Below are 25,466 nucleotides of genomic sequence, written 5' to 3'. Positions count from 1 at the left end.
CACGGTTCTCTCATTCGGTCGCACGGAAGGGATGGGTCGCATGCCAGTGCCGGGCGATGTCGACACGGCGGGCGCACCAGACCTTTTCGTGACCCTGCACGTACTCGAGGAAGCGTGCCAGCGAGGCCAGGCGGGCAGGGCGCCCGAGCAGGCGGCAATGCATGCCGATCGACAGCATCTTCGGTGCGCCGGCTGCACCTTCGGCGTAGAGCACGTCGAAGGCGTCCTTGAGGTACTCGAAGAAGTCGTCGCCCTTGTTGAAACCCTGCACCTGGGTGAAGCGCATGTCGTTGGTGTCCAGGGTATAGGGAATCACCAGGTGCGGTTTTTCCGGTGTGCTGGCTGGGTCCCAGTAGGGCAGGTCATCGTCGTAGGTGTCGGAGTCGTAGAGGAAGCCGCCTTCCTCTCGCACGATGCGCCGGGTGTTCGGGCCGAGGCGGCCGGTGTACCAGCCCAGCGGGCGTTCGCCGGTCAGCTCGGTGAAGATGCGGATGGCCTCGAGCAGGTGCTCGCGCTCGGTGGCCTCGTCGACGTTCTGGTAGTCGATCCAGCGCAGGCCATGGCTGCAGATTTCGTGACCCGCAGCGACCATCTCACGGATCACCTGCGGGTGACGCTGGGCGGCCATGGCCACGGCGAAGATGGTCAGCGGGATATCGTGCTTGCTGAACAGCTTGAGCAAGCGCCAGACGCCGGCGCGGCTGCCGTACTCGTAGAGCGACTCCATGCACAGGTTGCGTTGGCCCTGCAGCGGTTGCGCAGCGACCATCTCGGAGAGAAAGGCCTCGGATTCCTTGTCGCCGTGCAGGATGTTGCGCTCGCCGCCTTCCTCGTAGTTGAGCACGAAGGACAGCGCGATGCGCGCGTCACCCGGCCAGTGCGGATGAGGAGGGTTGGCGCCGTAGCCGATCAGGTCGCGTGGGTAATCAGCGTTCACTGCAGTCTTCCTGTCTGGATCGTGGCGGTCATGGCGCCTCGTTGCTTTAGGCGCGACCGGATGAGTGATTGTATACAAAGTAGTGATCTCTTTGTAAATCGACTTTTCACTGAAAATCCTCTGCCAATCTCAAGCAAGAAACCTGCCCATTCGGTCAGGTGATCCGCTGATAAAAGCCTGCTGGCGGGCTTTATGCTAAAAACGGAACGTGAAGGGATGTGCGCTGCTGGAAAGTCTGCAAGGATTATTGTGTACAATTTTAGTTGATATTGTTTTATTTATTGCGTGTCGTGCTATCCTGCCGGCACGCCCCCGAGTGCTGATCTGGCTTGCCAGGCACGGCAGCCACGAGGGCCACGCGAACTCAACAGACGAGGTATTCATGGGACGTTTGACCACCCACGTACTGGACGCCGCTCACGGTTGTCCCGGAAGCAATATCGAGGTCGAGCTGTATCGCGTCGATGGCACGCACCTGGAGCTGATCACTCGGGTCAGAACCAATCATGACGGCCGCTGCGACGCGCCGGTGCTGCAAGGTGATGACTACCGTTCCGGCACCTATCAGTTGCACTTCCATGCTGGCGATTATTACCGCGCACGGGGTTTCGCGCTGGCCGAACCGGCCTTTCTCGACGTGGTGGTACTGCGCTTTGGCATTGATGCCGCGCAGGAGCACTATCACGTACCGCTGCTGATCTCCCCATACAGCTACTCCACCTACCGCGGTAGCTGAGCGACGGCGGCGCTGTCCTTCAGACGAATGCTTGTTGTCCCACGTCCTCTGCCCGCACACGCTGCGGGCTTTTTTATGCGTGTTCCGTTGTGCCCGAATCGCCCCGGATTGGGGCAGGCGAATGCCCCGGCACCTGGCTGGGGCTGGCGAACCTCAGAGGAAGGCGAACTTGGCGATGAATATCGCGCAGAGCACGTAGAGGCTCAGGGATACCTTCTCGCGCTGGCCGGTCAGCAGCTTGAGCGTGGCGTAGGTGAGAAAGCCCAGGGCAATGCCGTTGGCGATGGAGAAGGTCAGCGGCATCATCACCACGGTGACGATGGCGGGGATGGTGTCGGTGTGATCCTCCCAGTCGATATGCGCCATGCCGCTCATCATCAGCATGGCCACGTAGATCAGCGCACCCGCGGTGGCGTAGGCGGGGATCATGCCGGCCAACGGGGCGAAGAACATCGCTGCGAGAAACAGGATGCCGACGGTGATGGCCGTGAGGCCGGTGCGCCCACCAGCGGCGACGCCCGATGCACTTTCCACGTAGCTGGTCACCGGCGGGCAGCCGACCACGGCGCCAACCACGCTGGAGGTGCTGTCGGCCTTAAGGGCGCGCGACAGGTTCTGGATCTTGCCATCCTCGTCCACCAGGCGGGCGCGGTGAGCCACGCCCATCAGCGTGCCGGCGGTATCGAACATGTTCACGAAGAGGAAGGCGAGGATCACGCTGACCATCGCCAGGTTCAGCGCCCCGGCGATGTCCATGGCCATGAAGGTCGGTGCCAGGCTGGGCGGCATCGACACCAGGCCCTGGTACTGCACCAGGCCGAATGCCCAGCCCAGCGCGGTGACGCCGAGCATGCTGAGCAGGATGGCGCCGAACACGTTGCGGTGGCTGAGTACGGCGATCAGCAGAAAGCACACCGCCGCCAGCAGCGCCGAGGGATCGCCGAACGAGCCCAGGGTCAGCAGGGTCGCCGGGCTGTCGACGACGATGCCGGCGGTTTTCAGGCCGATCAGGCCGAGGAACAGGCCGACGCCGGCACCCATGGCGAAACGCAGGCTCATGGGGATACTGTTGAGCAGCCATTCGCGGATCTTCGACAGGCTCATGATCATGAACAGCACGCCGGAGATGAACACTGCGCCCAGCGCCACTTGCCAGCTGTAACCCATTTCGCCGACCACCGTGTAGGTGAAGAAGGCGTTCAGGCCCATGCCAGGGGCCAGGCCCACCGGCCAGTTGGCGTACAGCCCCATGAGAAAGCAGCCCAGCGCGGCGCCGATGCAGGTCGCGACGAAGGCCGCGCCGTGGTCGACGCCCGCCGTGGCCATGATGTTGGGATTGACGAAGATGATGTAAGCCATGGTGACGAAGGTGGTCAGGCCGGCCAGCAGTTCGGTTCTGATGCTGGTGCCGTGCTCGGTGAGCTTGAAGAAACGGTCGAGCAGGCCGGTGGGGGCCTTATCCGGGATGGGTGTCGCGTGTCGTTGTTGTTTGACGCTTTCCACAGCAGGTACTCCTCATCTCTCTTGTTGTGTACCGCCGGACATGGCCCCGATCTCGACGAGGCTGGCGGTGTGCGAGGGCTGTTCAGGCAATTTGTTGACCTAAAGGTCAATAAATTGCCCGCTGCGATTATGAGGTTGTATACAAAAAATGCAATTAATGTTTTGGTCGTTGTCGCTGCTGCAACAATCGCCATCCAGAGAAGTATTCGAGCCGTCGTTTTTATCTGGACTATTAATTAATTCTTTATTAATCAATTAGTTGAGTAGATTGTAGAGTCTCTCGCTTGGCTGGGCGTGTATGAAGAAGGCGCAAGCACACCTGCCGAATCCGGCAAACGGCACTGAGAAATGCCCGGCATATGCTCAAAGAGTTGGTCGCCTTGTGCGGCTGGTTGCTTCGGGCGCCTGCGGGCCAGGCATGAGCCTGTGGATGTTGGGGTTGTATGACTTGTGTACAATCAACCCCATCTTTTTTCGGAAATGTGCATGCCAGGCGTGTCACTCACCCGATAGAACACAGTAGAGTCGCCGTATCGCCGCCTCTCATTCATGCGAGCCAGAATGAACGATCAATTGCAGCCCCTCAAGAAGCAGCCACGCGCGGGCAAGACCAGCCGCAGTGGGACTCAGGACGACGTCGTATATGCCCATATCTTCGATGCCATTCTCGAGCAGCGTCTGGCGCCAGGCACCAAGCTGAGCGAAGAGGCGCTGGGTGAGATCTTCGGCGTCAGCCGCACCATCATCCGTCGCGCCCTGTCGCGCCTGGCCCATGAGGGTGTGGTGCTGCTGCGGCCCAATCGCGGCGCGGTGGTAGCCAGCCCGAGCGTCGAGGAAGCCCGGCAGATCTTCTACGCACGCCGCCTGGTCGAGCGCGCCATCACCGAGTTGGCCGTCGAGCACGCCACCGCCGAGCAACTGGCTGAGCTGCGGCAGATGGTCAAGGACGAGCAGGACAGCTTCTCCCGGGGTGATCGTGGTGCGGGCATCCGCCTGTCCGGCGAGTTCCACCTGAAGCTGGCCGAGGCCGCGCGCAATGCGCCGCTGGTAAGCTTCCAGCGCAGCCTGGTATCACAGACCTCGCTGATCATCGCCCAGTACGAAAGCGGCAGCCGCTCGCACTGCTCCTATGACGAACACAATCAGTTGATCGACGCCATCGAGGCGCGCGATGCGGCCAAAGCGGTGGAGCTGATGATGCACCACATGGATCACATCGACAGCAAGCTCAACCTCGATGAGGACAGCGCCTCGGACGATCTGCACGCGGTGTTCTCGCACCTGCTGCAGACCAGGAAGAAGCCCGGCCGCAACGGCGCCAATCGCTGACAGTCTGCGTGGCACAGGAAAGCCCCGCTGCTCGCGCAGCGGGGTTTTTTCGTTGTGGAGACGATGTGGGTGAGGCAGGGCGCGTTTGTGTAGGAGCGGCTTTAGCCGCGAAGCTGTCAGGCGCGCCTACAGCCTGATCGCGGATAAATCCGCTCTTACGTGGGCGCGCCGATCATCGGCTTCATTCGCGCCGGTGCACCGATACCCCGGCGGCGAAGGTCTCTTTCACGGCGCGGTCATCGCCGAGCATGGTCAGGGCGAACAGCTTTTCATCCAGGCTGCGTGCCTGCTGCATGCGGTAGCTCATCAATGGCGTGGCGTTGTAATCGAGCACCAGGAAGTCGGCGTCCTTGCCGGGCAGGAAGTTGCCCAGCTTGTCGTCCAGGTACAGGGCGTGGGCACCGCCAAGGGTGGCCAGGTACAGCGACTTGAACGGATCGAGCTTCTTGCCCTGCAACTGCATCACCTTGTACGCCTCGTTCAGCGATTGCAGTTGGCTGAAGCTGGTGCCGGCGCCGACATCGGTGCCCAGGCCGACGCGCACGCCGTGCTGTTCCAGCTTGTTCAGGTCGAACAGGCCGCTGCCCAGGAACAGGTTGGAGGTGGGGCAGAAGGCGACCGCCGAGCCGGTCTCGGCCAGGCGCGCGCATTCCTCGTCGCACAGGTGCACACCATGGGCGAAGATCGCGCGCGGGCCGATCAGCTTGTGGTGGTCGTAGACGTCCAGATAGCCCTTGCGTGCCGGGAACAGTTCCTGAACCCAGGCGACCTCGGCCTTGTTCTCCGAGATGTGGGTGTGCATGTACAGATCCGGATATTCGCCGAACAGCTTGCCGGCCAGATCCAGTTGCTCCGGTGTGCTGGTCGGGGCGAAGCGCGGGGTGACGGCATAGTGCAGACGACCCTTGCCATGCCAGCGCTCGATCAGCGCCTTGCTCTGCGCATAGCCGGATTCGGCGGTGTCGGTGAGGTAATCCGGAGCGTTGCGATCCATCAGCACCTTGCCGGCGATCATGCGCAGGTTGAGCTTGTCGGCCTGCTCGAAGAAGGCGTCCACCGACTGCGGATGCACGCTGCCAAACACCAGGGCGGTGGTGGTGCCGTTGCGCAGCAGCTCCTTGAGGAAGATCGCTGCCACGTCGCTGGCGTGCGCCTTGTCTTCGAACTGTTTTTCGGTGGGGAAGGTGTAGGTGTTGAGCCAGTCCAGCAGTTGCTCGCCGTAGGAGGCGATCATGCCGGTCTGCGGGTAGTGGATGTGGGTATCGATGAAACCGGGCGTGATCAGCGCGTCAGGGTAGTGCTGGACGTCGATGCCAGTGAGCTTCGGCAGCAGATCGCTGGCAGCGCCAACCTGGGCGACCTTGCCGTTCTCGATCAGCAGGATGCCGTCCTCGAAATACTGATAGGACTGCTCGACGCCAACCACGGCCGGGTCGGCGAGGCTGTGCAGGATGGCGGCGCGGTAGGCTTGGCGGGTGTTGCTCATGGTTCGAATCTCATGCGTGTAATGCGCTTTGCGCAGCGAAAAGGGGGATCAGGAGCGGCGTGAAGCCGGCAGCAGCCTGGCGATGCTGGACTCGCCTTTCTTCACGTCCTGGCCGGCTCTTTTTTCACCAAGCAGGGCGTTGTAGGTGGCGATCACTTCGCCAGCGATGGACACGGCGATTTCCACCGGTAGCTTGCCTTTGACCTCGGCCAGGCCCATCGGGCAGCGCATGCGGGCCATCAGCGTATCCGCGAAGCCGCGCTCGCGCAGGCGGTGCTCGAACTTGACGCGTTTGGTCTTCGAACCGATCAGGCCGTAGTAGGCGAAGTCGCCGCGTTTGAGGATCGCTGCGGTCAGCTCCAGGTCGAGCTGGTGATTATGAGTCATGACGATGTAGTAACTGCCGGGCGGCATGTTATCCACTTCATCGACCACTTCGTCATTGACGATCTTCACCACGCCAGCGTGGATGTGTTCGGGGAATTCGTTTTCCCGCGAGTCGATCCAGCGCACCTTGCACGGCAGGCTGGCGAGCAGCGGCACCAGCGCGCGGCCGACGTGGCCGGCGCCGAACACGGCGATCTGCGCCTGTGGCTGACCCATAGGCTCAAACAGCAGCACGGTGGCGCCGCCGCAACATTGGCCCAGGCTGGCGCCCAGGGAGAAACGCTCCAGGCGCGTGTCCTGGCTGCGGCTGGCGAGCATCTCGCGGGCCAGCTCCATGGCCTTGTATTCCAGATGACCGCCGCCGATGGTCTCGAAGATGCGCTCGGCGGTAACCACCATCTTCGAGCCGGCATTGCGCGGCGTCGAGCCACGTTCCTCGATGATGGTCACCAGCACGCAGGCTTCGCCTTGTTGCTGCAGGTCGGCGAGGGCGCTGATCCAGCTCATTTGCTCAGTCTCCAGGAAGGTGTGGTCTGTCCCGGGCGCGGCAGGCGCCAGTTGCTCGGCGACGGGGCCAGAATCGGTTCCGTTGCCGGGCGAGCGGGTGGACTATTCGGTTCGGTGTGTTTTGTCATTGTTCTACACCCATTCATCATTGGTTCGCTGTCTGTGGGAGGCGCTTCAGCGGCGACAGTCGCGGCTGAAGCCCCTCCCACGGAGCCCAGAAGGTGGATCTGGCACAGGACGTAGGGTGGGCCGGGCGGAGCTTTAGCCCACCAATACACGCCATTGAAGTTGGTGGGCTAAAGCCCACCCTACGCTCTGAAGCCCACCCTACGTTCGTTGTCGCAACTTGCGCATCTGCTCCACACCCCAGAGCACACGTTCGGGCGTGGCCGGGGCATCGATCTGCGGTTGCACCTTGTAGTCGGCCAGGCTGGCCACGGCATCCTTGATCGCGCACCAGGCGGCGATACCGAGCATGAACGGTGGCTCGCCGACGGCCTTGGAGTGGAACACGGTGTCTTCCGGGTTCTTGCGGTTCTCTACCAGCTTCACGCGCAGGTCGATGGGCATGTCGGCGATGGCGGGAATCTTGTAGCTGGCCGGGCCGCAGGTCTCTAGTTTGCCCTTGGCGTTCCACACCAGTTCCTCGGTGGTCAGCCAGCCCATGCCCTGGACGAAGGCACCTTCGACCTGGCCGATGTCGATGGCCGGGTTCAGCGAGTCACCGACGTCATGCAGGATGTCGCCCCGCAGCATGCGGTATTCGCCGGTCAGGGTGTCGACCAGCACTTCCACGCAGGCCACGCCGTAGGCGTAGTAGTAGAAGGGGCGGCCAGCCGCCTTGTCGCGGTCGTAATAAATCTTCGGAGTGCGGTAGAAACCGGTCGACGACAGCGAGACCTGGCCGACATAAGCCTTCTGGATCATCTCCTCGAACGACAGGAAGTGGTCGCGTACGCGCACCTGGCTGCCTTTGAACTCCACGTCTTCCGGGGTGACCTTGTATTCGCACACGAGGAAATCCACCAGGCGCTGCTTGATGGTTTCGGCCGCGTTCTTCGCCGCCATGCCGTTGAGGTCGGTGCCGCTGCTGGCAGCGGTCGGCGAGGTGTTGGGCACCTTGTCGGTGTTGGTGGCGGTGATCTGGATGCGCGCGATGTCGACCTGGAACACCTCGGCGACGATCTGCGCGACCTTGGTGTTGAGGCCCTGGCCCATCTCGGTGCCACCGTGGTTCAGGTGGATCGAGCCGTCGGTGTAGATGTGGATCAGCGCGCCGGCCTGGTTGAGGAAGCTGGAGGTGAAGCTGATGCCGAATTTTACCGGGGTCATGGCCAGGCCTTTCTTCAGCACCGGGCTCTTGGCGTTGAAGGCGCGGATGTCTTCACGGCGCTTGGCGTAATCGCTGCTTTGCTCCAGCTCGGCCGTCATCTCGTGGATGACGTTGTGCTCGACGGTCTGGTGATAGTGGGTAACGTTGCGCTCGGTTTTGCCGTAGTAGTTGAGCTTGCGCACCTCCAGCGGGTCCTTGCCCAGGTGACGGGCGATGGCATCCATCACTTCCTCGATGGCGACCATGCCTTGCGGGCCGCCGAAGCCGCGGTAGGCGGTGTTCGAGGCGGTGTTGGTCTTGCAGCGATGACCGTTGATGGTGGCGTTGCCGAGGAAGTAGGCGTTGTCCGAGTGGAACATGGCGCGGTCGACGATGGCGCCGGACAGATCCGGTGAGTAGCCGCAGTTGCCGGCCAGATCCATCTCGATGCCCTGCAGCAGGCCGTCGTCATCGAAGCCGACGTCGTACTCGACGTAGAAGGGGTGGCGCTTGCCGGTCATGCTCATGTCTTCCATGCGCGGCAGGCGCATCTTGGTCGGGCGACCGGTGAGGTGGGCTATCACCGCGCACAGGCAGGCCGGGCCGGCGGCCTGGGTTTCTTTGCCGCCGAAGCCGCCGCCCATGCGGCGCATGTCGATGACGATCTTGTTCATCGGCACGCCGAGCACCTCGGCGACCAGCTTCTGCACTTCGGTAGGGTTCTGCGTCGAGGTGTAGACCAGCATGCCGCCGTCTTCGCTGGGCATCACCGAGGAAATCTGGGTTTCCAGGTAGAAGTGTTCCTGGCCACCGATATGCAGGGTGCCCTGCAGGCGATGCTTTGCTCCGGCCAGTTGGCGGGCCGAGTCGCCGATGCGGTGGGTGTGGCTGGCGAGCACGAAATGTTGCTTGCGCAAGGCCTCGACCACGTCGAGCACCGGCTCCAGATCCTCGTACTCGATGATCGCCGCCATGGCTGCCTTGCGTGCGGTTTCCAGGCTGTCGGCGGCCACCGCCAGCACCACCTGGCCCACGTATTCGACCTTGCCATCGGCCAATAGCGGATCGCCGGCGAACACCGCGCCGATATCCAGTTGGCCGGGGACGTCATCCTTGGTGATGGCAATGGCCACGCCCGGAAATGCGTAGCAGGGGCCGGTGTCGATGCGCAGGATGCGCGCATGGGCGCGGTCGGACTGGCGCGCATAGACGTGCAGCTGGTTGGGAAATTCCAGGCGGTCGTCGACATAGATCGCCTCGCCGGACACGTGCTTGTCTGCGCTCTCGTGCTTGATGCTGCGACCGACGCCACTGGTCATGCCGGCGCGGAACAGGTCGGCCAGCTCTTCCTGGGATTTGTGCTGAATGTGATTGGACATGGTTCTATCCCCAACTCTTATGCGTAGGCAGTGACCCGGGTTTCGACCTCGGGCGATTGCTGTTCCAGGAAGAACTTGCGCAGCAGGTTCTGGGCAGTGAGCAGGCGGTACTCCTTGCTGGCGCGGAAATCCGATAGCGGGGTGAAGTCTTCAGCCAGGGCTGCGCAGGCGCGTTCGATCGCATCCAGGTTCCAGGTCGAGCCGACCAGCGCCGCTTCGCACGCACTGGCGCGTTTGGGGATGGCGGCCATGCCGCCGAAGGCGATGCGCGCATCTCGCACCACACCGCCTTCGATGCTCAGGTTGAACGCCGCGCAGACGGCGGAGATGTCGTCGTCCAGGCGCTTGGACACCTTGTAGGCGCGGAATGTCTGATTGGCCTTGGCGCGCGGCACGATGATCTTCTCGATGAATTCGGCGTCCTGGCGCGCGGTTACCTTGTAATCGAGGAAGTAGTCCTGCAGCGGCAGCACGCGCAGGGTGTTGCCCTGACGCAGGGCGATCTGCGCACCGAGGGCGATCAGCAGCGGCGGGGCGTCGCCTATGGGCGAGGCATTGCCGATATTGCCGCCCAGGGTGCCCTGGTTGCGGATCTGCAGGGAGGCGAAGCGGTGCAGCAGTTCGCCGAAGTCCGGGTATTCACTGGCCAGCGCTTCGTAGCAGTCGGATAGCGCGGCCGCTGCGCCGATCTCGATAGCACTGTCGGTCACTTCGATGCGCTTCATGTCTTCGATGTGGCCGACGTAGATCATCACCGGCAGTTCACGGTGGAACTGGGTGACTTCCAGGGCCAGGTCGGTGCCGCCGGCGAGCAGGCGCGCGTCCGGGTTGGCTGCGTAGAGTTCGGCCAGATCGGCCACGGTCAGCGGCACCAGGCAGCGCTTGTCGCCGCTGTTGAGTTCGGCGGTTTCACGTGGGGCGATGGCCTTGAGTCGGGCGATGGTGTCACTTTCGAAGGCATCGAACTGATCCGGCTGCTTCTGGCAGCAGGCCTGCTCAGCGGCATCGATGATCGGGCGGTAGCCGGTGCAGCGGCACAGGTTACCGGCCAGCGCCTCCATGGTTTGGCCCTTGTCGTAGCCGTTGCAATTCTTCTGCAGCGCGAACAGCGACATGATGAAACCTGGGGTGCAGAAGCCGCACTGCGAGCCATGGCAGTCGACCATCGCCTGCTGCACGCTGTGCAGCTTGCCCTGGTGCTTGAGGTCTTCGACGGTGATCAGTTGCTTGCCGTGCAGGCTGGAGACGAAGGTCAGGCAGGAGTTGAGGGTGCGATAGCGCACGCGCTCGCCAATCAGCTCGCCCACCACCACGGTGCAGGCACCGCAGTCACCGGAGGCGCAGCCTTCCTTGGTTCCGGTTTTGCCGACGTGTTCACGCAAGTAGTTGAGCACGGTGACGTTGGGATCCAGGACATGCTCGGTGCGCAGCTCCCGGTTGAGTAAAAACTGGATCAAGGACGACCTCCAGGCACTTTATTGTTATGAATCGGTTGGCTGGCCAGGAATTGCACGCATCGTCGGGCCCTGGCGCGGGCTGCCATGGCCGCAATCTAGAATTTTCTGACTTTTGGGTCAACAAATATTTGACCTGATGGTCAGTTCTTCTCGATGGGGGAAGGTGCGGGCCAGATCGCTCGGATTCACCCGCTCAGCCTAGCGGCTTTCGTGCCACCAGGCGCTCTGGCCGGGGTGTTCCGCCCGCACATGACAAAACCCCGGGAGCTTGCGCTGCCGGGGTGGCGGGTTGGAGACGCTCAGGAGTGAGTCAGCTGTGAATCGCTCAGTTGATGTTCTTCACCGGCGTAGTAGGCGCGCACCCGGGGATCCATCACGGCGCGCCACAGCGGCGGGAAGAGGGCGAGCACGATCATCCCGGCATAGCCATTGGGCAACTGCGGGCTGTCGTCGAAATGGCGCAGCACCTGGTAGCGGCGCTTGGCGTAGGCGTGGTGATCGGAGTGGCGTTGCAGGTGGAAGAGAAACAGGTTGGTCAGCAGGAAATTGCTGTTCCACGAATGATGCGGATTGGTGCGTTCGTAGCGGCCGTTGTCCAGTTTGCGCCGATGCAGGCCGTAATGCTCGACGTAGTTGACGATCTCCAGCAGGGTGAAGGCCATCAGCGCCTGAGCCAGGAAGAACAGCGCACCGAGCGCGCCGAAGGCGAGGGTGAAACCCAGCAGCATGAGCGCACTGATGGCGTACCACCAGATCAGCTCATTGCGCCAATGCAGGGCCGGCAGGCCGCGCCGCTTGAGGCGCTCTGCTTCCAGCTTCCAGGCATTGAGAAAATTGTGTTTGTAGGCATGCGGCAGGAAGGCATACAGGCTCTGACCGAAGCGCGACGAGGAGGCGTCCTCCGGCGTCGAGACATGCACATGGTGGCCGCGCACATGCTCGACCTTGAAGCCGGCATAGCACACCGACGCCAGCAGCAGGCCGCCGGCGTTCTGCTCCAGCCGTGAGTCCTTGTGCACCAGTTCGTGCGAGACGGTAATACCGATGGCGCCCATCACCGTACCCACCGATAGCACCCAGCCGAGTTGGCCGACCCAGCTCCAGCCTTCATAACTGACGAATACCCAGCCGCTCCAGGCCAGCATCGCCAGCAGTAGTGGCACGGTTGCCAGGCTCAGCAGGCGGTAGTAACCCTGGGCCTCGAGGGCGGGAACCTCCTCGCGTTCGTCCGGGTTGGCCGGGTCGCGACCGACGACGAAATCCAGCAGGGGGATGACGCCGAAGACCACGCTGATCACCAGCCAGGCCCAGGCATCGGCATGGGCACTGCCCTGCGACCAGTAGTGGCTGAGCGGGATGCCGAGTACGGGAATCAACCAGATCCAGTAACCGACCTTTTTCAGGGCGATCATCCAATGCGAGGGCAGGCGTTCGAACATGGTGGGCTCCGTGGCGTCGAGCTGATCTATGTCAGATTGTCAGACAAGAATGGCGCCGATCGGGGCGCGTGCCGCCCGACCTTTAGGACGGAAAGCCCCCCGTGACGGCGCTTGGCCCGGTAACACCCTGTGTTACACTCGCCGCCAGTTTTTTCCGCTCCTGCCCAGCCGTGGCGGGGCTCCCAGACTCGACCGCCTGCCCCTGGATCGACGCAAATAAGGAATGTCATGACGTTCAAGGCCCCGGACAGCCTCGCCGAGCAAATTGCCCATTACCTGGCCGAACGCATCATTCGCGGTGAGCTCAAGGAACGTGAGCGCATCCAGGAGCAAAAAGTTACCCAGGCGCTCAATGTCAGCCGTGGTTCGGTGCGCGAAGCGCTGCTGATTCTCCAGCGCCGTCACCTGATCGTGATCCTGCCGCGTCGCGGTGCCCAGGTCAGCGAACTGACCCCGCATCACGTCACCAGCCTCTACGCGCTGAGCATCGAGCTGTACATCATGCTGGCGCGCGCGGTGATCGAGCGCTGGCAGGTGGATGCGGATCTGGCGCCCTTCATCGACATTCAGCAGCGCCTGCTGGAAAACCTGCAGCGCGGCGATATCGGCGCCTTCGTCGAGAGCAGCTTCGACGTGATGCGTGCCGCTTTTCCGTTCGCCGACAACCCCTATCTGCAGGAAACCCTGGAGAACCTGTTGCCGGCCATCAGCCGCACCTACCACCTGGCGCTGGAGCGGCGCAAAGGCGAGATGGGTCAGTTCATCGGCACCTTCGCCAGCCTGCTGCAGGCGATCATCGCCCGCGATCATGCGCGCGCCCGCCAGGTGCTGGAGGCCTACGGCCAGCACAACTGCCAGCTGGTGCTGGCGACTTTGGCCGAGCGGTAAGCCCAGATGCGCCTGAAGAGCATCAAACTGGCCGGTTTCAAGTCCTTCGTCGACCCGACGACGGTGAGCTTCCCCAGCAACATGGCGGCGGTGGTCGGGCCCAACGGTTGCGGCAAGTCCAACATCATCGATGCCGTGCGCTGGGTGATGGGCGAAAGCTCGGCGAAGAACCTCCGTGGCGAGTCGATGACCGACGTCATCTTCAACGGCTCCAACACGCGCAAGCCGGTGACCCAAGCCTCCATCGAACTGATCTTCGACAACAGTGACAACTCGCTGGTGGGCGAATACGCGGCCTTCGCCGAAATTTCCATCCGCCGCCGGGTGACCCGCGACGGGCAGAACACCTATTTCCTCAACGGCACCAAGTGCCGCCGTCGCGATATCACCGACATCTTCCTCGGCACCGGCCTGGGGCCGCGCAGCTACTCGATCATCGAGCAGGGCATGATCAGCAAGCTGATCGAGGCCAAGCCCGAGGAGCTGCGCAACTTCATCGAAGAGGCCGCCGGCATCTCCAAGTACAAGGAGCGCCGCCGCGAGACCGAAAACCGCATCCGCCGCACCCAGGAAAATCTGGCACGCCTGACCGACCTGCGTGAGGAGTTGGAGCGTCAGCTCGAGCGTCTGCACCGCCAGGCCCAGGCCGCGGAGAAGTACCAGGAATACAAGGCCGAGGAGCGCCAGCTCAAGGCGCAACTGCTGGCCCTGCGCTGGCAGACGTTGAACCAGCAGGTCGGCAGCCGCGAGCAGGTGATCGGCGATCAGGAGGTGGCCTTCGAGGCCCTGGTGGCCGAGCAGCGCAGTGCCGATGCCAGCATCGAGCGTCTGCGTGACGGTCACCATGAACTCTCCGAGCGCTTCAATCTGGTTCAGGGCCGTTTCTACTCGGTGGGTGGCGATATCGCCCGCGTCGAACAGAGCATCCAGCACGGCCAGCAGCGCCTGCGCCAGTTGCAGGACGACCTGCGCGAGGCGGAGAAGGCGCGCCTGGAAACCGAATCACACCTCGGTCACGACCGCACCTTGCTCGCTACCCTGGGCGAAGAGCTGGAGATGCTCTTGCCCGAGCAGGAGATGACAGCCGCTGCTGCCGAGGAATCTGCCGCCAGCCTGGAAGAGGCCGAAGCTGCCATGCATGGCTGGCAGGAACAGTGGGACGGCTTCAACCAGCGCAGCGCCGAACCGCGCCGCCAGGCCGAGGTGCAGCAGTCGCGCATCGCCCAACTGGAGCAGAGCCTGGAGCGCCTGGCCGAACGCCAGCGCCGCCTGAACGAAGAGTTGCAGCAACTGGCGGCTGATCCCGAAGACGCCGCCATTCTCGAACTGAACGAACAGCTTGCTGCCGGCGAGTTGGAGCATGAAGCGCTGCAACTGGCCGAAGCGCAGCAGGCCGAGCGCCTGCTGCAACTGCGCGAGGAACTGCAGCAGGCCGGCCAGGCCCAGCAGCAGGCGCAAGGCGAGCTGCAACGCCTCAACGGCCGGCTGGCGTCGCTGGAGGCGTTGCAACAGGCTGCGCTCGATCCAGGGCAGGGCGCTGGCGAATGGCTACGCGAGCAGAACCTGCTGCAGCGTCCGCGCCTGGCCGAAGGCCTGCGCGTGGAGGCTGGTTGGGAACTGGCGGTGGAAACCGTGCTCGGTGCCGACCTGCAGGCCGTGCTGCTGGATGATTTCGCCGGCCTGGATTTCTCTGCGCTGGAGCAGGGCGAACTGCGTCTGGCCAGCCCTGCTAGCGGTGGTGCGCGGCGTGCCGGCAGCCTGCTGGACAAGGTCGAGTCAAGCCACGACCTCTCGCCCTGGCTGGCGGGTGTGCGCCCGGTCGAATCGCTGGAGCAGGCGATGGCCGCCCGTGCGCAATTGGCCGAAGGCGAAAGCCTGATCAGCCGCGACGGCTACTGGGTCGGCCGGCACTTCCTGCGTGTGCGCCGCGCCGCCGAAGCCGACAGCGGCGTGCTGGCACGCGGTCAGGAGCTGGAGCGCCTGCAGCTGGAGCGCGAGGAACGCGAAGCCGCGTTGGCGCAACTGGATGAGCGTCTGCTGGGGCTGCGCGACGAACAACGTCTTCAGGAAGAACAGCGTGAGCAGCAGCGTCGCCAAGGCCAGGAGCTGGCGCGGCAACTGAGTGAGTTGAAGGCAAAATTGTCCGCCAGCCAGGCCAAGGCCGAGCAGTTGGGCCTGCGCCGTCGTCGTCTGCAGGACGAGCTGCAGGAAGCGGCCGAACAACGCGAGATCGAGCAGGAGCAACTGGGCGAGTCGCGTCTGCAACTGCAGGACGCACTGGACACCATGGCGCTGGATAACGAGCAGCGTGAAAGCCTGCTGGCCAGCCGTGACAGCCTGCGCGAACGCCTCGACCGGGTGCGTCAGGAGGCGCGTCAGCACAAGGATCACGCGCATCAATTGGCGGTACGCGTTGGCTCGCTCAAGGCCCAGCACGACTCCACCCGTCAGGCACTGGAGCGCCTGGAGATGCAGGCCGAGCGCCTGCACGAACGGCGCGAGCAACTGTCGCTGAATCTGGAAGAGGGCGAGGCGCCGCTGGAAGAGCTGCGCATCAAGCTCGAAGAACTACTCGAACGGCGTATGGCGGTGGACGACGAACTGCGTCAGGCACGCCTGGCGCTGGAAGACGCCGACCGCGAGCTGCGTGATGCCGAGAAACGCCGCACCCAGGCCGAGCAGCAGGCGCAACTGCTGCGTAGCCAATTGGAGCAGCAGCGCATGGACTGGCAGTCGCTCAACGTACGGCGCAAGGCCTTGGCCGACCAGCTCGCCGAGGACAACTACGACCTGCATGGGGTGATCGCCACGCTGCCGGCCGAGGCAAGCGAGAGCGCCTGGGAAGAAGAGCTGGAGCGCATGGCCGCGCGCATCGCCCGTCTCGGGCCGATCAACCTGGCGGCCATCGACGAGTATCAGCAGCAGTCCGAGCGCAAGCGCTATCTGGATGCGCAGGACGCCGATCTGGTCGAAGCGCTGGAAACCCTGGAGAATGTCATTCGCAAGATCGACAAGGAAACGCGCAACCGTTTCAAGGATACTTTCGATCAGATCAATGGCGGTTTGCAGGCACTCTTTCCAAAAGTTTTCGGTGGCGGCAACGCTTATTTGGAACTCACCGGCGAAGATTTACTCGATACCGGTGTAACCATCATGGCGCGGCCCCCGGGCAAGAAGAACAGCACCATTCATTTGCTCTCCGGTGGAGAGAAAGCGCTGACTGCGTTGGCACTGGTGTTTTCCATCTTCCAGCTCAATCCGGCGCCGTTCTGCATGTTGGACGAAGTGGATGCGCCGCTGGACGACGCCAACGTGGGTCGATATGCGCGCCTGGTCAAGGAGATGTCTGCAACGGTGCAGTTCATCTATATCACCCACAACAAGATCGCCATGGAAATGGCCGATCAGTTGATGGGCGTCACCATGCATGAGCCGGGCTGCTCACGGCTGGTGGCGGTGGATGTCGAGGAGGCGCTGGCAATGGTGGAGGCATAGTGCCAGAAGTATCACGTTATGGCTGAACGCCAGCCCAACCTGATGTGTCTGGCGGTGTAAAGTTGCCTTTCGTCGTGCTAGCTTATTGCCCACTTTTTGTTACACGCGGAAAACGTCACACGAACATCCTGTCGACGCCGCGTTTTATAGTCGAGTTGCGATCCGATTGATTGGATCTTTTTTAATCAGAATTTTTTAGGGGTCGGGTATTTCATGGAATTCGGTCTGCGCGAATGGCTGATCGTTATTGGCATCATCGTTATCGCTGGCATTCTTTTCGATGGCTGGCGTCGTATGCGGGGCGGCAAGGGCAAACTCAAGTTCAAGCTCGATCGCAGTTTTGCCAATGCAGGAGATGACGACAGCGATCCCGATCTGTTGAGCCCGCCCCGTGTGGTCAAGCGCGATCTTGAGCCTCAGTTCGACGAAGACGAACTGCCGTCGATGAGTGCCAAGGATCTGCCGCGTCGCCCACGTAACGAGCCGCAACAGGGTGACCTCAACCTGGCCGTCGACGAGCCGGTGCCGACCTTGCTCAACCCGGTCGATGACGAAATCGACGAGCCGAAGAAGAGCGCCAAGCCGGCTGCCGATGCCGCACCGGTAGAAGAGGTGCTGGTGATCAACGTGGTCGCTCGCGACGACATCGGTTTCAAGGGCCCGGCACTGCTGCAGAACATCCTCGAAAGCGGCCTGCGTTTCGGCGAAATGGACATCTTCCATCGCCACGAGAGCATGGCCGGCAATGGCGAGGTGCTGTTCTCCATGGCCAACGCACTCAAGCCCGGCACCTTCGATCTCGACGACATCGAAGGCTTCAGCACACGCGCCGTGAGCTTCTTCCTCAGCCTGCCTGGCCCGCGTCATCCGAAGCAGGCCTTCGACGTGATGGTTGCTGCCGCGCGCAAGCTGGCCCACGAACTAGGCGGCGAGCTGAAGGATGACCAGCGCAGCGTGATGACCGCACAGACCATCGAACACTACCGCCAGCGCATCGTCGAGTTCGAGCGCCGGCAGCTGACCCAGAAACGCTGATACACCAGCGCATTGCAAAAGAGCAGCCCAGGCTGCTCTTTTCGTTTGAGAGATCGAGCATGACCGACGCCGCCCAACGTATCGCCGCGCTGCGCCAGGAACTGGACGCGCACAACTACCGTTACTACGTGCTGGACGAACCGAGCGTTCCCGATGCCGAGTACGACCGCCTGTTCCGTGAGTTGCAGGCGCTGGAAGCCGAGCATCCGGAACTGGTCACGCCCGATTCGCCGACCCAGCGTGTCGGTGGTGAGGCCCTTGGCGCCTTTGGCGAGGTGCGCCATGAGGTGCCGATGCTCAGCCTCGGCAACGCTTTTGAGGACGAGGATCTACGCGCCTTCGACCGCAGTGTGCAGAGCGGTCTGGGGCTGTCGGGCGGTGATCTGTTCGGTGGCGGTGCCGAGGTCGAATACAGCTGCGAGCCCAAGCTCGATGGCCTGGCGGTGAGCCTGCTGTACGAGAACGGCCAACTGGTACGTGGCGCCACCCGTGGCGATGGCGCCACCGGTGAGGACATCAGCGCCAACGTGCGCACCATCCGCAACGTGCCGCTCAAGCTGCAGGGCGAAGGCTGGCCGCAGGTGCTGGAGGTGCGTGGCGAGGTGTTCATGCCCAAGGCCGGCTTCGAGGAACTCAATGCGCGTCAGGCCGAGGCCGGTGGCAAGACCTTCGCCAACCCGCGCAACGCCGCGGCAGGCAGCCTGCGTCAGCTCGATCCGAAGATCACAGCCAGCCGCCCACTGGAATTCTGCTGTTACGGCATCGGCCAGGTCAGCGGCGAGCTACCCGGCACCCAGGTGGCCATGCTGCAGCAGCTCAAGGCCTGGGGCATCCCGATCAGCCGTGAGCTGAAACTGGCCAAGGGCATCGAAGAGTGCCTGGACTACTACCGCGATATCGGCCAGCGGCGCATGAGCCTGGCCTATGACATCGACGGCGTGGTGTTCAAGGTCAACACCATCGAAGACCAGCAGCAACTGGGCTTCCGCGCGCGCACGCCGCATTGGGCCATTGCCCACAAATTCCCGGCGCAGGAAGAGCTGACCGAGCTGCTTGATGTGGAATTCCAGGTCGGCCGTACCGGCGCGGTGACGCCAGTGGCACGCCTCAAACCGGTCAAGGTGGCGGGCGTGATGGTGGCCAATGCCACTCTGCACAATATGGACGAGGTGGCGCGCCTGGGTGTGATGATTGGCGACACGGTGATCATCCGCCGCGCCGGTGACGTGATCCCGCAAGTCATGGCCGTGGTGCCCGAGCGCCGCCCGGACGATGCGCGGCCCGTGCACATCCCTGAGCAATGCCCGGTGTGCGGCTCGGCCGTGGAGCGCACGCAACTGATCAAGCGCAGCAAGGGCAAGGAATCGGTCAGCGAAGGTTCGGTGTACCGCTGCGTCGGTCGTCTGAGCTGCCAGGCGCAGCTCAAGCAGGCGATCATCCATTTCGTCTCGCGTCGCGCCATGGATATCGAAGGCCTCGGCGACAAGACCATCGAGCAACTGGTGGAGGAGAAGCTGATCGGCTCGCCGGCTGATCTGTTCAAGCTGAACTTCGAGCAGATCATCGGCCTGGAAGGCTTCGCCGAGGTGTCCAGCAACAAGCTGCTGTCGGCCATCGCAGACAGCAAGCGGCCGACCCTGGCGCGCTTCATCTACGCCCTCGGTATTCCTGATGTCGGCGAAGAAACCGCCAAGGTGCTGGCCCGTTCCCTGGGCGCCTTGGCGCGCATTCGGCAGGCCCTGCCCGAGGTGCTCACCTACCTGCCGGATATCGGCCTGGAAGTGGCGCACGAGATCCACAGCTTCTTCGAGGATGGGCACAACCAACAGGTGATCGCGGCCCTGCTGGGCGAGTGTGGCCTGCAGTTGCAGGAAGAGGGCGAGCTGGGCGCCGAGTTCAGCGCCGTTGCGACCTTGGGTGGCATGCTCGACAAGCTGAATATCCCCAGCGTTGGCCCAGGTGCGGCGCAGAAGCTGGCCGAGCGTTTCGGCAGTCTCGACGGCGTGCTCGGCGGCGACTGGCTGGACATGCGCCAGACCCTGCCGGAGAAGCAGGCCAAGGCCGTGCGCGAGTTCTTCGACAACCCGGACAATGCCCGGCGTGCGCGCGCTATCGAGCAGCAGTTGCGCGATTTCGGCATGCACTGGGAAAGCGAGAAGAAGGTCGCCGAAGGCCTGCCCCTGGCCGGCCAGACCTGGGTGCTGACCGGCACCCTGGAGGTCATGAGCCGCGACGTGGCCAAGGGCAAGCTGGAAAGCCTCGGCGCCAAGGTGGCCGGTTCGGTATCGGCCAAGACGCATTGCGTGGTGGCCGGCCCCGGGGCCGGTTCGAAGCTGGCCAAGGCCAGCGAGCTGGGCGTCAAGGTGCTCGACGAAGCGCAGTTCATCGAGCAGCTCAAGGCCTACGGCATCACGGTTTAACCCGCGCTCAACGCTCGCGCATGGCCTCCGCACGCGCCTTGAGCACGGGCTTGAGCAGGTAGGCCAGCACGCTTTTCTCGCCGGTGATGATGTCCACGCTGGCGACCATGCCGGGGATGATCAGCAGCGGATGTTCCTCGCTGCCCAGGTGGCTTTTCTCGGTACGCACCTGGATCAGGTAGAAGCTGTTGCCTTCCTCATCGCTGATGGTGTCGGCGCTGATCAGTTCCAGATTGGCCTTGAGCCCGCCGTAGATGGTGTAGTCGTAGGCGGTGAATTTGACCATGGCCTTCTGCCCCGGATGGAGGAAGGCCACGTCCTGCGGGCGCACCTTGGCCTCGATCAGCAGGCTGTCGTCCAGCGGCACGATTTCCAGCATGTCGCTGCCCGGCTGTACCACGCCGCCGATGGTATTGACCTTGAGCTGCTTGATCACCCCACGCACCGGTGAGGTGACGGTGGTGCGGGTCACCTTGTCCTGGATGGCGACGCTGGTGGCGGTGATCTTCTGCAGTTGGGTGCGCGTCTCGTTGAGTTCCTTGAGGGCGTCGGAGCGGAAGGTCACCTCGGACTCCTGCATCTTGCTCTTGATCTCGGCCATGGCCGCCTCGGCGCGGGGAATGGCCAGGTTGGTGGCTTCCAGCGAGCCGCGCATCTCCACCGCGCTACGACGCAGGCGGAGCATTTCCACCTCGGCGATGGCGCCCGAGGCGACCAGTGGCTGCGACATGTTCAGCTCCTGTTGCAGCAGGCCGAGGCTGGAGCGGTACTGCGCGGCCTTGGAGCGGAACTCGGCCAACTCCTGTTCCTTCTGCCGCAACTGCTCGCCAAGGGTGCGCTGCTCGCCTTGCAGGCGCTGCTGGCGCGAGCGGTACAGGGCCAGTTCATCCTCGGCCAGGCGTGGCGCGTCACGCATGATTTCCTCGGCCAGTATCGGGGCACGGCCCTCGGCCTCGGCGCTGAGGCGCTCGATACGCGCGACCAGCGCCAGGCGGTCGGCCTCGGTCTCGCCCTGGTTGGAGAGAAAGCGCGTGTCGTCCAGGCGCAGCAGGGTATCGCCCTTGTCCACGATCTGGCCCTCGCGGACGAAAATCTCGCTGATGATGCCGCCTTCGAGGTTCTGGATGACCTGCACCTTGCTCGACGGAATGGCCTTGCCTTCGCCTGTGGTGACTTCTTCGAGCACGGCGAAGTGCGCCCACACCAGTGCGGCAAGCAGGCAGGCACTGACTGCCCAGACCGTGGCCCGGGTCAACCAGGGCGAGTCCTGCAGGATGGCGCCTTCCACTTCCGGCATGAACTCGGTGTCCTGGCGCCGTTCGCGCAGGCCGTCGAGGTAACTGCCGAGGCTGGGATTGGCTTGCATGGCGTGGCTCCTACAGGCTGGCCGGGCCGACGCGGCCCTTGCGCAAGGCTTCGATCACCGACTCCTTCGCCCCGTCAGCCACCACCCGGCCGTTGTCCAGCACGGCCAAGCGGTCGACCAGGCTGAGCATGGAGGCGCGGTGGGTGATGAGGATCAGCGTCTTGCCCTGCACCCATTTGTGCAGGCGCTGGCGCAACTGGTCTTCGCTGGTGTTGTCCATCGCGCTGGTGGGCTCGTCGAGCACCAGGATCGGCGGGTCGAGCAGCAGCGCACGTGCCAACAGTACGGCCTGGCGCTGGCCGCCGGAGAGCAGTTGGCCGCGCTCGCCCACCGGACGGTCGAAACCCTGTGGATGCTGGCGCGCCAGTTCGACCACGCCGGTCAGCTCGGCGACTTCAAGCATGCGCGCATCACTGATGTAGCGCGCGCCGAGGGTGAGGTTGTCGCGCAGGCTGCCCGACAGCAGCGGCAGGTCGTGGGCGACGTAGCCGATCTGGTGGCGCAGGTCGGCGACGTCCAGTTGGCGCAGGTCGAGGTTGTCCAGCAGGATCTGCCCCTCGTCGGCGCTGTAGAAGGCCATCAGCAGGCGCGCCAGGGTGCTCTTGCCCGAGCCGCTGCGGCCGATGATGCCAAGGCGTTCGCCGGCGCCCAGTCGCAGGCTGACGTTGCTCAGCGCCGGCGTGCTCTGGCCAGGGTAGGCGAAGCTGATCTGGCGCACGTCCAGCGCGCCCTTGAGCTGGGTGCGATCCAGCGGGCGCTGCTTGTCCTGGCGCTCCTGCGGCAGGGCCATCAGCGCATCGGTGCTGGTCATGGTCAGGCGCGCCTGCTGGTAACGGGTGATCAGCCCGGCGATCTGCCCCAGTGGGGCGAGGATGCGGCTGCCGAGCATGTAGCAGGCGACCAGCGCGCCAACGCTGAGGTGGCCGGCGATGATCGAGTAGACCCCGGCGATGATGATGGCCATGCCGGCGAACTGCTGCAGGAACAGGGTGCCGTTGGTGGCCAGCGAGGCGAGGAACTTGGCGTGGCCGTCCAGGCGGGTGAGGGCGCCGTGGGTCTGCTCCCACTGGTGCTGGCGCTCGCTCTCGGCGCCGCACACCTTGAGCATCTCCAGCCCGCTGAGGGTCTCGATCAGCAGGGCCTGGCGCTGCGAGCCGAGTTGCAGGCTCTTCTGCACCGTGTCGCGCAGGCGCACCTGGATGATCCAGGCGAACAGGATGGTGATGGGGAAGGCCAGCACCGGGATGACCACCAGCGGGCCGCCGATCAGGCCGATGACCAGCAGCATCAGCAGGGAGAAAGGCAAGTCGATCAGGCTGGTCAGGGTCACGGCGGTGAGAAAGTCGCGCAGACCCTGGAAGTCGTGGATGCTCTGAGCGAAGCCGCCGATGGTGGCCGGACGCGCCTTCATCGACATGCCGGTGATGCGCTCGAACAGGGTGGCCGAGAGCACCACGTCGGTCTTCTTGCCGGCGGTGTCGAGCAGGTGCGCGCGCAAGACTTTCAGCAGCAGTTCGAAGCCGGTGCCAACCAGCAGACCGATGGCCAGCACCCAGAGCGTCGAGGTGGCCTGGTTGGGCACCACGCGGTCGTAGGTCTGCATGACGAACAGCGGCACCATCAGGCCCAGCAGGTTGATCAGCAGGCTGGCCAGCACGGCATCGGTGTAGAGCCAGCGCGACAGCTTGAGGGTGTCGCGGAACCAGGCTTCGATGCGCGGCACCAGCGGCGTGCGGGCTTCCTCCAGCTCGTGCCGGGGGCGGGCGAAGAAGGCCTGGCCGCTGTACTCGGCGGCCAGCTGTTCATGGCTGACCCACTGTTCGCCGCCGTCCGTTTCACACGGCAGGATCTGCGCCTGCTGCTTCGGCCCCCATTGGCGCAGCACGGCGCTGCGGCCATTTCTGAGCAGCAGCAGCACCGGCAGATTGAGGGCGGAAATGCTGGCGAGTTCGCGTTGCAGCAGGCGCCCCTGCAGGCCGGCCCGCGCGGCGGCGCGGTCGAGCAGGTCGGGCGTGAGGCGTTGTGCCGGCAAGGGCAGCCCCGCCGTCAGGCTGCCACGGCTGGCCTTGCAGTCATGCAGCTTGCAGAGGATCAACAGGCCATCGAGCAAGGGATCATCGTGACTGAGGCGGGGATCGCTGGCCGGTATCGGCCGTTCCATCGTGGTCATGTACGACTCCTGCAGCCGCAGACCGCCAGGCATGCACTGCGCGCCTGGCGACCTGCAGGCACGGCTTACTTCATTTCCGGCAACCGCGCTTCGCTCTTCACCTCGGTGAGGGCTACCGCTTCAGCCGGTACTACGACCTGCTGCTGACGCAGCAGATCCCCCATGGCGGCAACCACCCGGTACATCGAGAATTCCTCGTTGTAGCGCACCTCGGTGTAGCGGCGGTTGGCGGTGAACAGCTCGTTCTCGCTGTCGAGCAGGTCGAGCAGGGTGCGCTGCCCCAGGCTGAACTGTTGTTGGTAGGCCTCGCGCACACGGGCGGTGTACTCGGCGTAGTCGCGTGCCTTGGGCGTTTGCAGGCGGGCGTTCTCCATGGCGTTCCAGGCCAGGGAGAGGTTCTCGTTGATCACCCGCAGCGCGTTGTTGCGGATGTCCATCGATTCGTTGACCTGGTGCGCGGCCGATTGCAGGCGGGCCTTGTCGCGCATGCCGTTGAACAGGTTGTAGTTCATCACCACGCCTGCCCGCCAGGAGTTGTAGTGGCCCTCGTCGCCCTGCACGTTGTCGTTGGCATTGGTGGCCAGCTCGATGTCGAAGCGCGGATAGAAGGGCGACTTGGCCACTTCGTACTGTTTCTCGGCGGCGTTGACGTCGGCCTGGGCGGATTTCAGGAAGGGGTTGTTGTCCATCACCGTTTGCCGTGCGGCCAGCAGATCAGCCGGCATGCCGCCCTTGACCGAGGAGGGCGAGACCAGCTCGTCGGGCATCCTGCCTGTTGCACTGAAGAAGTTGGCTTCGGCGTCGGACAGGTTCACCTCCTCGGTGTAGAGGTTGTTCTGCGCCAGGGCCAGGCGCGCTTCGGACTGGTCAAGGTCGGCGGCGCTGCCGACGCCCTGGCGGCTGCGCAGGCCGATCTGGTCGTTGATGCGCTGGTGGGCCTGCAGGTTGTTACGTGCCAGGTCGACCATCTCGCGGCGCTTGAGCACATCGAGGTACACCTCCACGGTGCGCAGGGCCAGGCTCTCGGACGTGCCCAGCAGACGGTAGGCGCGGGAGTTCACCACGGCCTCGGTGCGGGCCACCTCATTGGGCGTGTTGAAGCCATCGAAGAGCATCTGCCGCAGGCGCAGTTCGGCGTCGCGGTAGTTCAGTGTCTCGGTGTTGTGATCACCCAGCGCGCGGGTGCTCGGGCTGTCGGTGTTTTCCCGACCGTAGCCGACCAGCAGGTCGACGGTCGGCAGGTAGCCGCCACGCGCGAACTTGACGTCCTCGTCCGAGGACAGGCGGCTGTTCACCGCTGCGCGGACTTCCGGGTGGTTGTCCAGCGTGCTCTGGATGGCCTCGGAAAGTGTCATCGCATGAACCTGCATACTGGCCATCGCCAAAAGCATGGCGCTCCACAGGGGGGTGAGAGTGCGCATCGGGAGTCTCCTTAATCGAAGTTCTTATCCTGTCGCCAGAAAAATGGCTTTTTTGACTTACAAACCGTTTCAAGCTTGTAACATCAAATCTAAGAACAACTTTTTGAGGAGCTAAGAAGATTTTTTCACAAGCCATATTCACAAAAAATCTTATGAACTCTGCGAAAAGCAGCACATTGTTTGAACGTATCGGTCGCGC

General features: G+C 63.5%; 16 protein-coding genes. 6 read left to right on the top strand and 10 right to left on the bottom strand.

Annotation, left to right across the window (positions count from 1 at the left end; all coding sequences use genetic code 11):
- Nucleotides 1–10: 10 nt before the first annotated feature.
- Nucleotides 11–937, bottom strand: a complete 927-nt coding sequence (gene puuE, locus VC352_RS03465; protein WP_322978193.1) for an allantoinase PuuE — start codon at nt 935–937, stop codon at nt 11–13.
- A 382-nt stretch (nt 938–1,319) separates the two neighbouring features.
- Between puuE and uraH the strand changes: the two genes are divergently transcribed.
- On the top strand, nt 1,320–1,673 hold the full coding sequence (gene uraH, locus VC352_RS03460; protein ID WP_322978192.1) for a hydroxyisourate hydrolase: 354 nt from the start codon (nt 1,320–1,322) through the stop codon (nt 1,671–1,673).
- Nucleotides 1,674–1,826: 153 nt separating this feature from the next.
- Here uraH and VC352_RS03455 read toward each other — a convergent pair whose 3' ends face one another.
- A complete protein-coding gene (locus VC352_RS03455) occupies nt 1,827–3,176 on the bottom strand; it encodes an NCS2 family permease (RefSeq protein ID WP_322978191.1) in 1,350 nt (449 codons plus the stop codon).
- Between the two features lie 561 nt (nt 3,177–3,737).
- On the opposite strand from VC352_RS03455, the gene VC352_RS03450 reads away from it, so the two are divergent.
- Nucleotides 3,738–4,505, top strand: a complete 768-nt coding sequence (locus tag VC352_RS03450; protein WP_322978190.1) for a GntR family transcriptional regulator — start codon at nt 3,738–3,740, stop codon at nt 4,503–4,505.
- A gap of 181 nt (nt 4,506–4,686) precedes the next feature.
- Here VC352_RS03450 and guaD read toward each other — a convergent pair whose 3' ends face one another.
- From guaD to VC352_RS03425, 5 genes are all read right to left on the bottom strand, one after another.
- Entirely contained in the window at nt 4,687–5,991 is a 1,305-nt protein-coding gene (gene guaD, locus VC352_RS03445; protein ID WP_322978189.1) for a guanine deaminase, read from the bottom strand.
- A 48-nt stretch (nt 5,992–6,039) separates the two neighbouring features.
- A complete protein-coding gene (xdhC, locus tag VC352_RS03440) occupies nt 6,040–6,885 on the bottom strand; it encodes a xanthine dehydrogenase accessory protein XdhC (RefSeq protein ID WP_322978188.1) in 846 nt (281 codons plus the stop codon).
- A gap of 327 nt (nt 6,886–7,212) precedes the next feature.
- Nucleotides 7,213–9,576, bottom strand: coding sequence for a xanthine dehydrogenase molybdopterin binding subunit (gene xdhB, locus VC352_RS03435; RefSeq protein ID WP_322978187.1), 2,364 nt, complete (start codon nt 9,574–9,576; stop codon nt 7,213–7,215).
- A 17-nt stretch (nt 9,577–9,593) separates the two neighbouring features.
- Nucleotides 9,594–11,033, bottom strand: a complete 1,440-nt coding sequence (gene xdhA / locus VC352_RS03430) for a xanthine dehydrogenase small subunit (protein WP_322978186.1) — start codon at nt 11,031–11,033, stop codon at nt 9,594–9,596.
- A 299-nt stretch (nt 11,034–11,332) separates the two neighbouring features.
- Nucleotides 11,333–12,472 carry an alkane 1-monooxygenase gene (locus VC352_RS03425; protein WP_322978185.1) on the bottom strand — a complete coding sequence of 380 codons (1,140 nt, stop codon included), beginning with the start codon at nt 12,470–12,472 and terminating at the stop codon, nt 11,333–11,335.
- A gap of 228 nt (nt 12,473–12,700) precedes the next feature.
- Between VC352_RS03425 and VC352_RS03420 the strand changes: the two genes are divergently transcribed.
- The 4 genes from VC352_RS03420 (at nt 12,701) to ligA (ending at nt 20,310) form a co-directional block, all read left to right on the top strand.
- Nucleotides 12,701–13,360, top strand: a complete 660-nt coding sequence (locus VC352_RS03420) for a GntR family transcriptional regulator (protein WP_322978184.1) — start codon at nt 12,701–12,703, stop codon at nt 13,358–13,360.
- Between the two features lie 6 nt (nt 13,361–13,366).
- Nucleotides 13,367–16,855: a chromosome segregation protein SMC gene (gene smc, locus VC352_RS03415; RefSeq protein WP_322978183.1), complete on the top strand. Its 3,489-nt coding sequence runs from the start codon at nt 13,367–13,369 to the stop codon at nt 16,853–16,855.
- Nucleotides 16,856–17,068: 213 nt separating this feature from the next.
- Nucleotides 17,069–17,890 carry a cell division protein ZipA gene (zipA, locus tag VC352_RS03410; RefSeq protein ID WP_322978182.1) on the top strand — a complete coding sequence of 274 codons (822 nt, stop codon included), beginning with the start codon at nt 17,069–17,071 and terminating at the stop codon, nt 17,888–17,890.
- Nucleotides 17,891–17,949: 59 nt separating this feature from the next.
- Complete coding sequence (gene ligA / locus VC352_RS03405; protein WP_322978181.1) at nt 17,950–20,310, top strand: NAD-dependent DNA ligase LigA; 2,361 nt, start codon at nt 17,950–17,952, stop codon at nt 20,308–20,310.
- A gap of 7 nt (nt 20,311–20,317) precedes the next feature.
- On the opposite strand, the gene VC352_RS03400 is transcribed toward ligA, so the two are convergent.
- From VC352_RS03400 to VC352_RS03390, 3 genes are all read right to left on the bottom strand, one after another.
- A complete protein-coding gene (locus VC352_RS03400; RefSeq protein ID WP_322978180.1) occupies nt 20,318–21,676 on the bottom strand; it encodes an HlyD family type I secretion periplasmic adaptor subunit in 1,359 nt (452 codons plus the stop codon).
- Between the two features lie 10 nt (nt 21,677–21,686).
- Nucleotides 21,687–23,846 (bottom strand): type I secretion system permease/ATPase, encoded by a 2,160-nt coding sequence (locus VC352_RS03395; RefSeq protein ID WP_322978179.1) that lies wholly within the window; start codon nt 23,844–23,846, stop codon nt 21,687–21,689.
- Nucleotides 23,847–23,911: 65 nt separating this feature from the next.
- Complete coding sequence (locus VC352_RS03390) at nt 23,912–25,267, bottom strand: TolC family outer membrane protein (protein ID WP_322978178.1); 1,356 nt, start codon at nt 25,265–25,267, stop codon at nt 23,912–23,914.
- Between the last annotated feature and the right edge of the window lie 199 nt (nt 25,268–25,466).

Origin of the sequence: Pseudomonas sp. C11 (assembly GCF_034683865.1) — a bacterium.
Classification (GTDB): Bacteria; Pseudomonadota; Gammaproteobacteria; order Pseudomonadales; family Pseudomonadaceae; genus Aquipseudomonas.
Note: the sequence above shows the minus strand (reverse complement) of the source record. Positions and strands in the feature narration are given on the sequence as shown.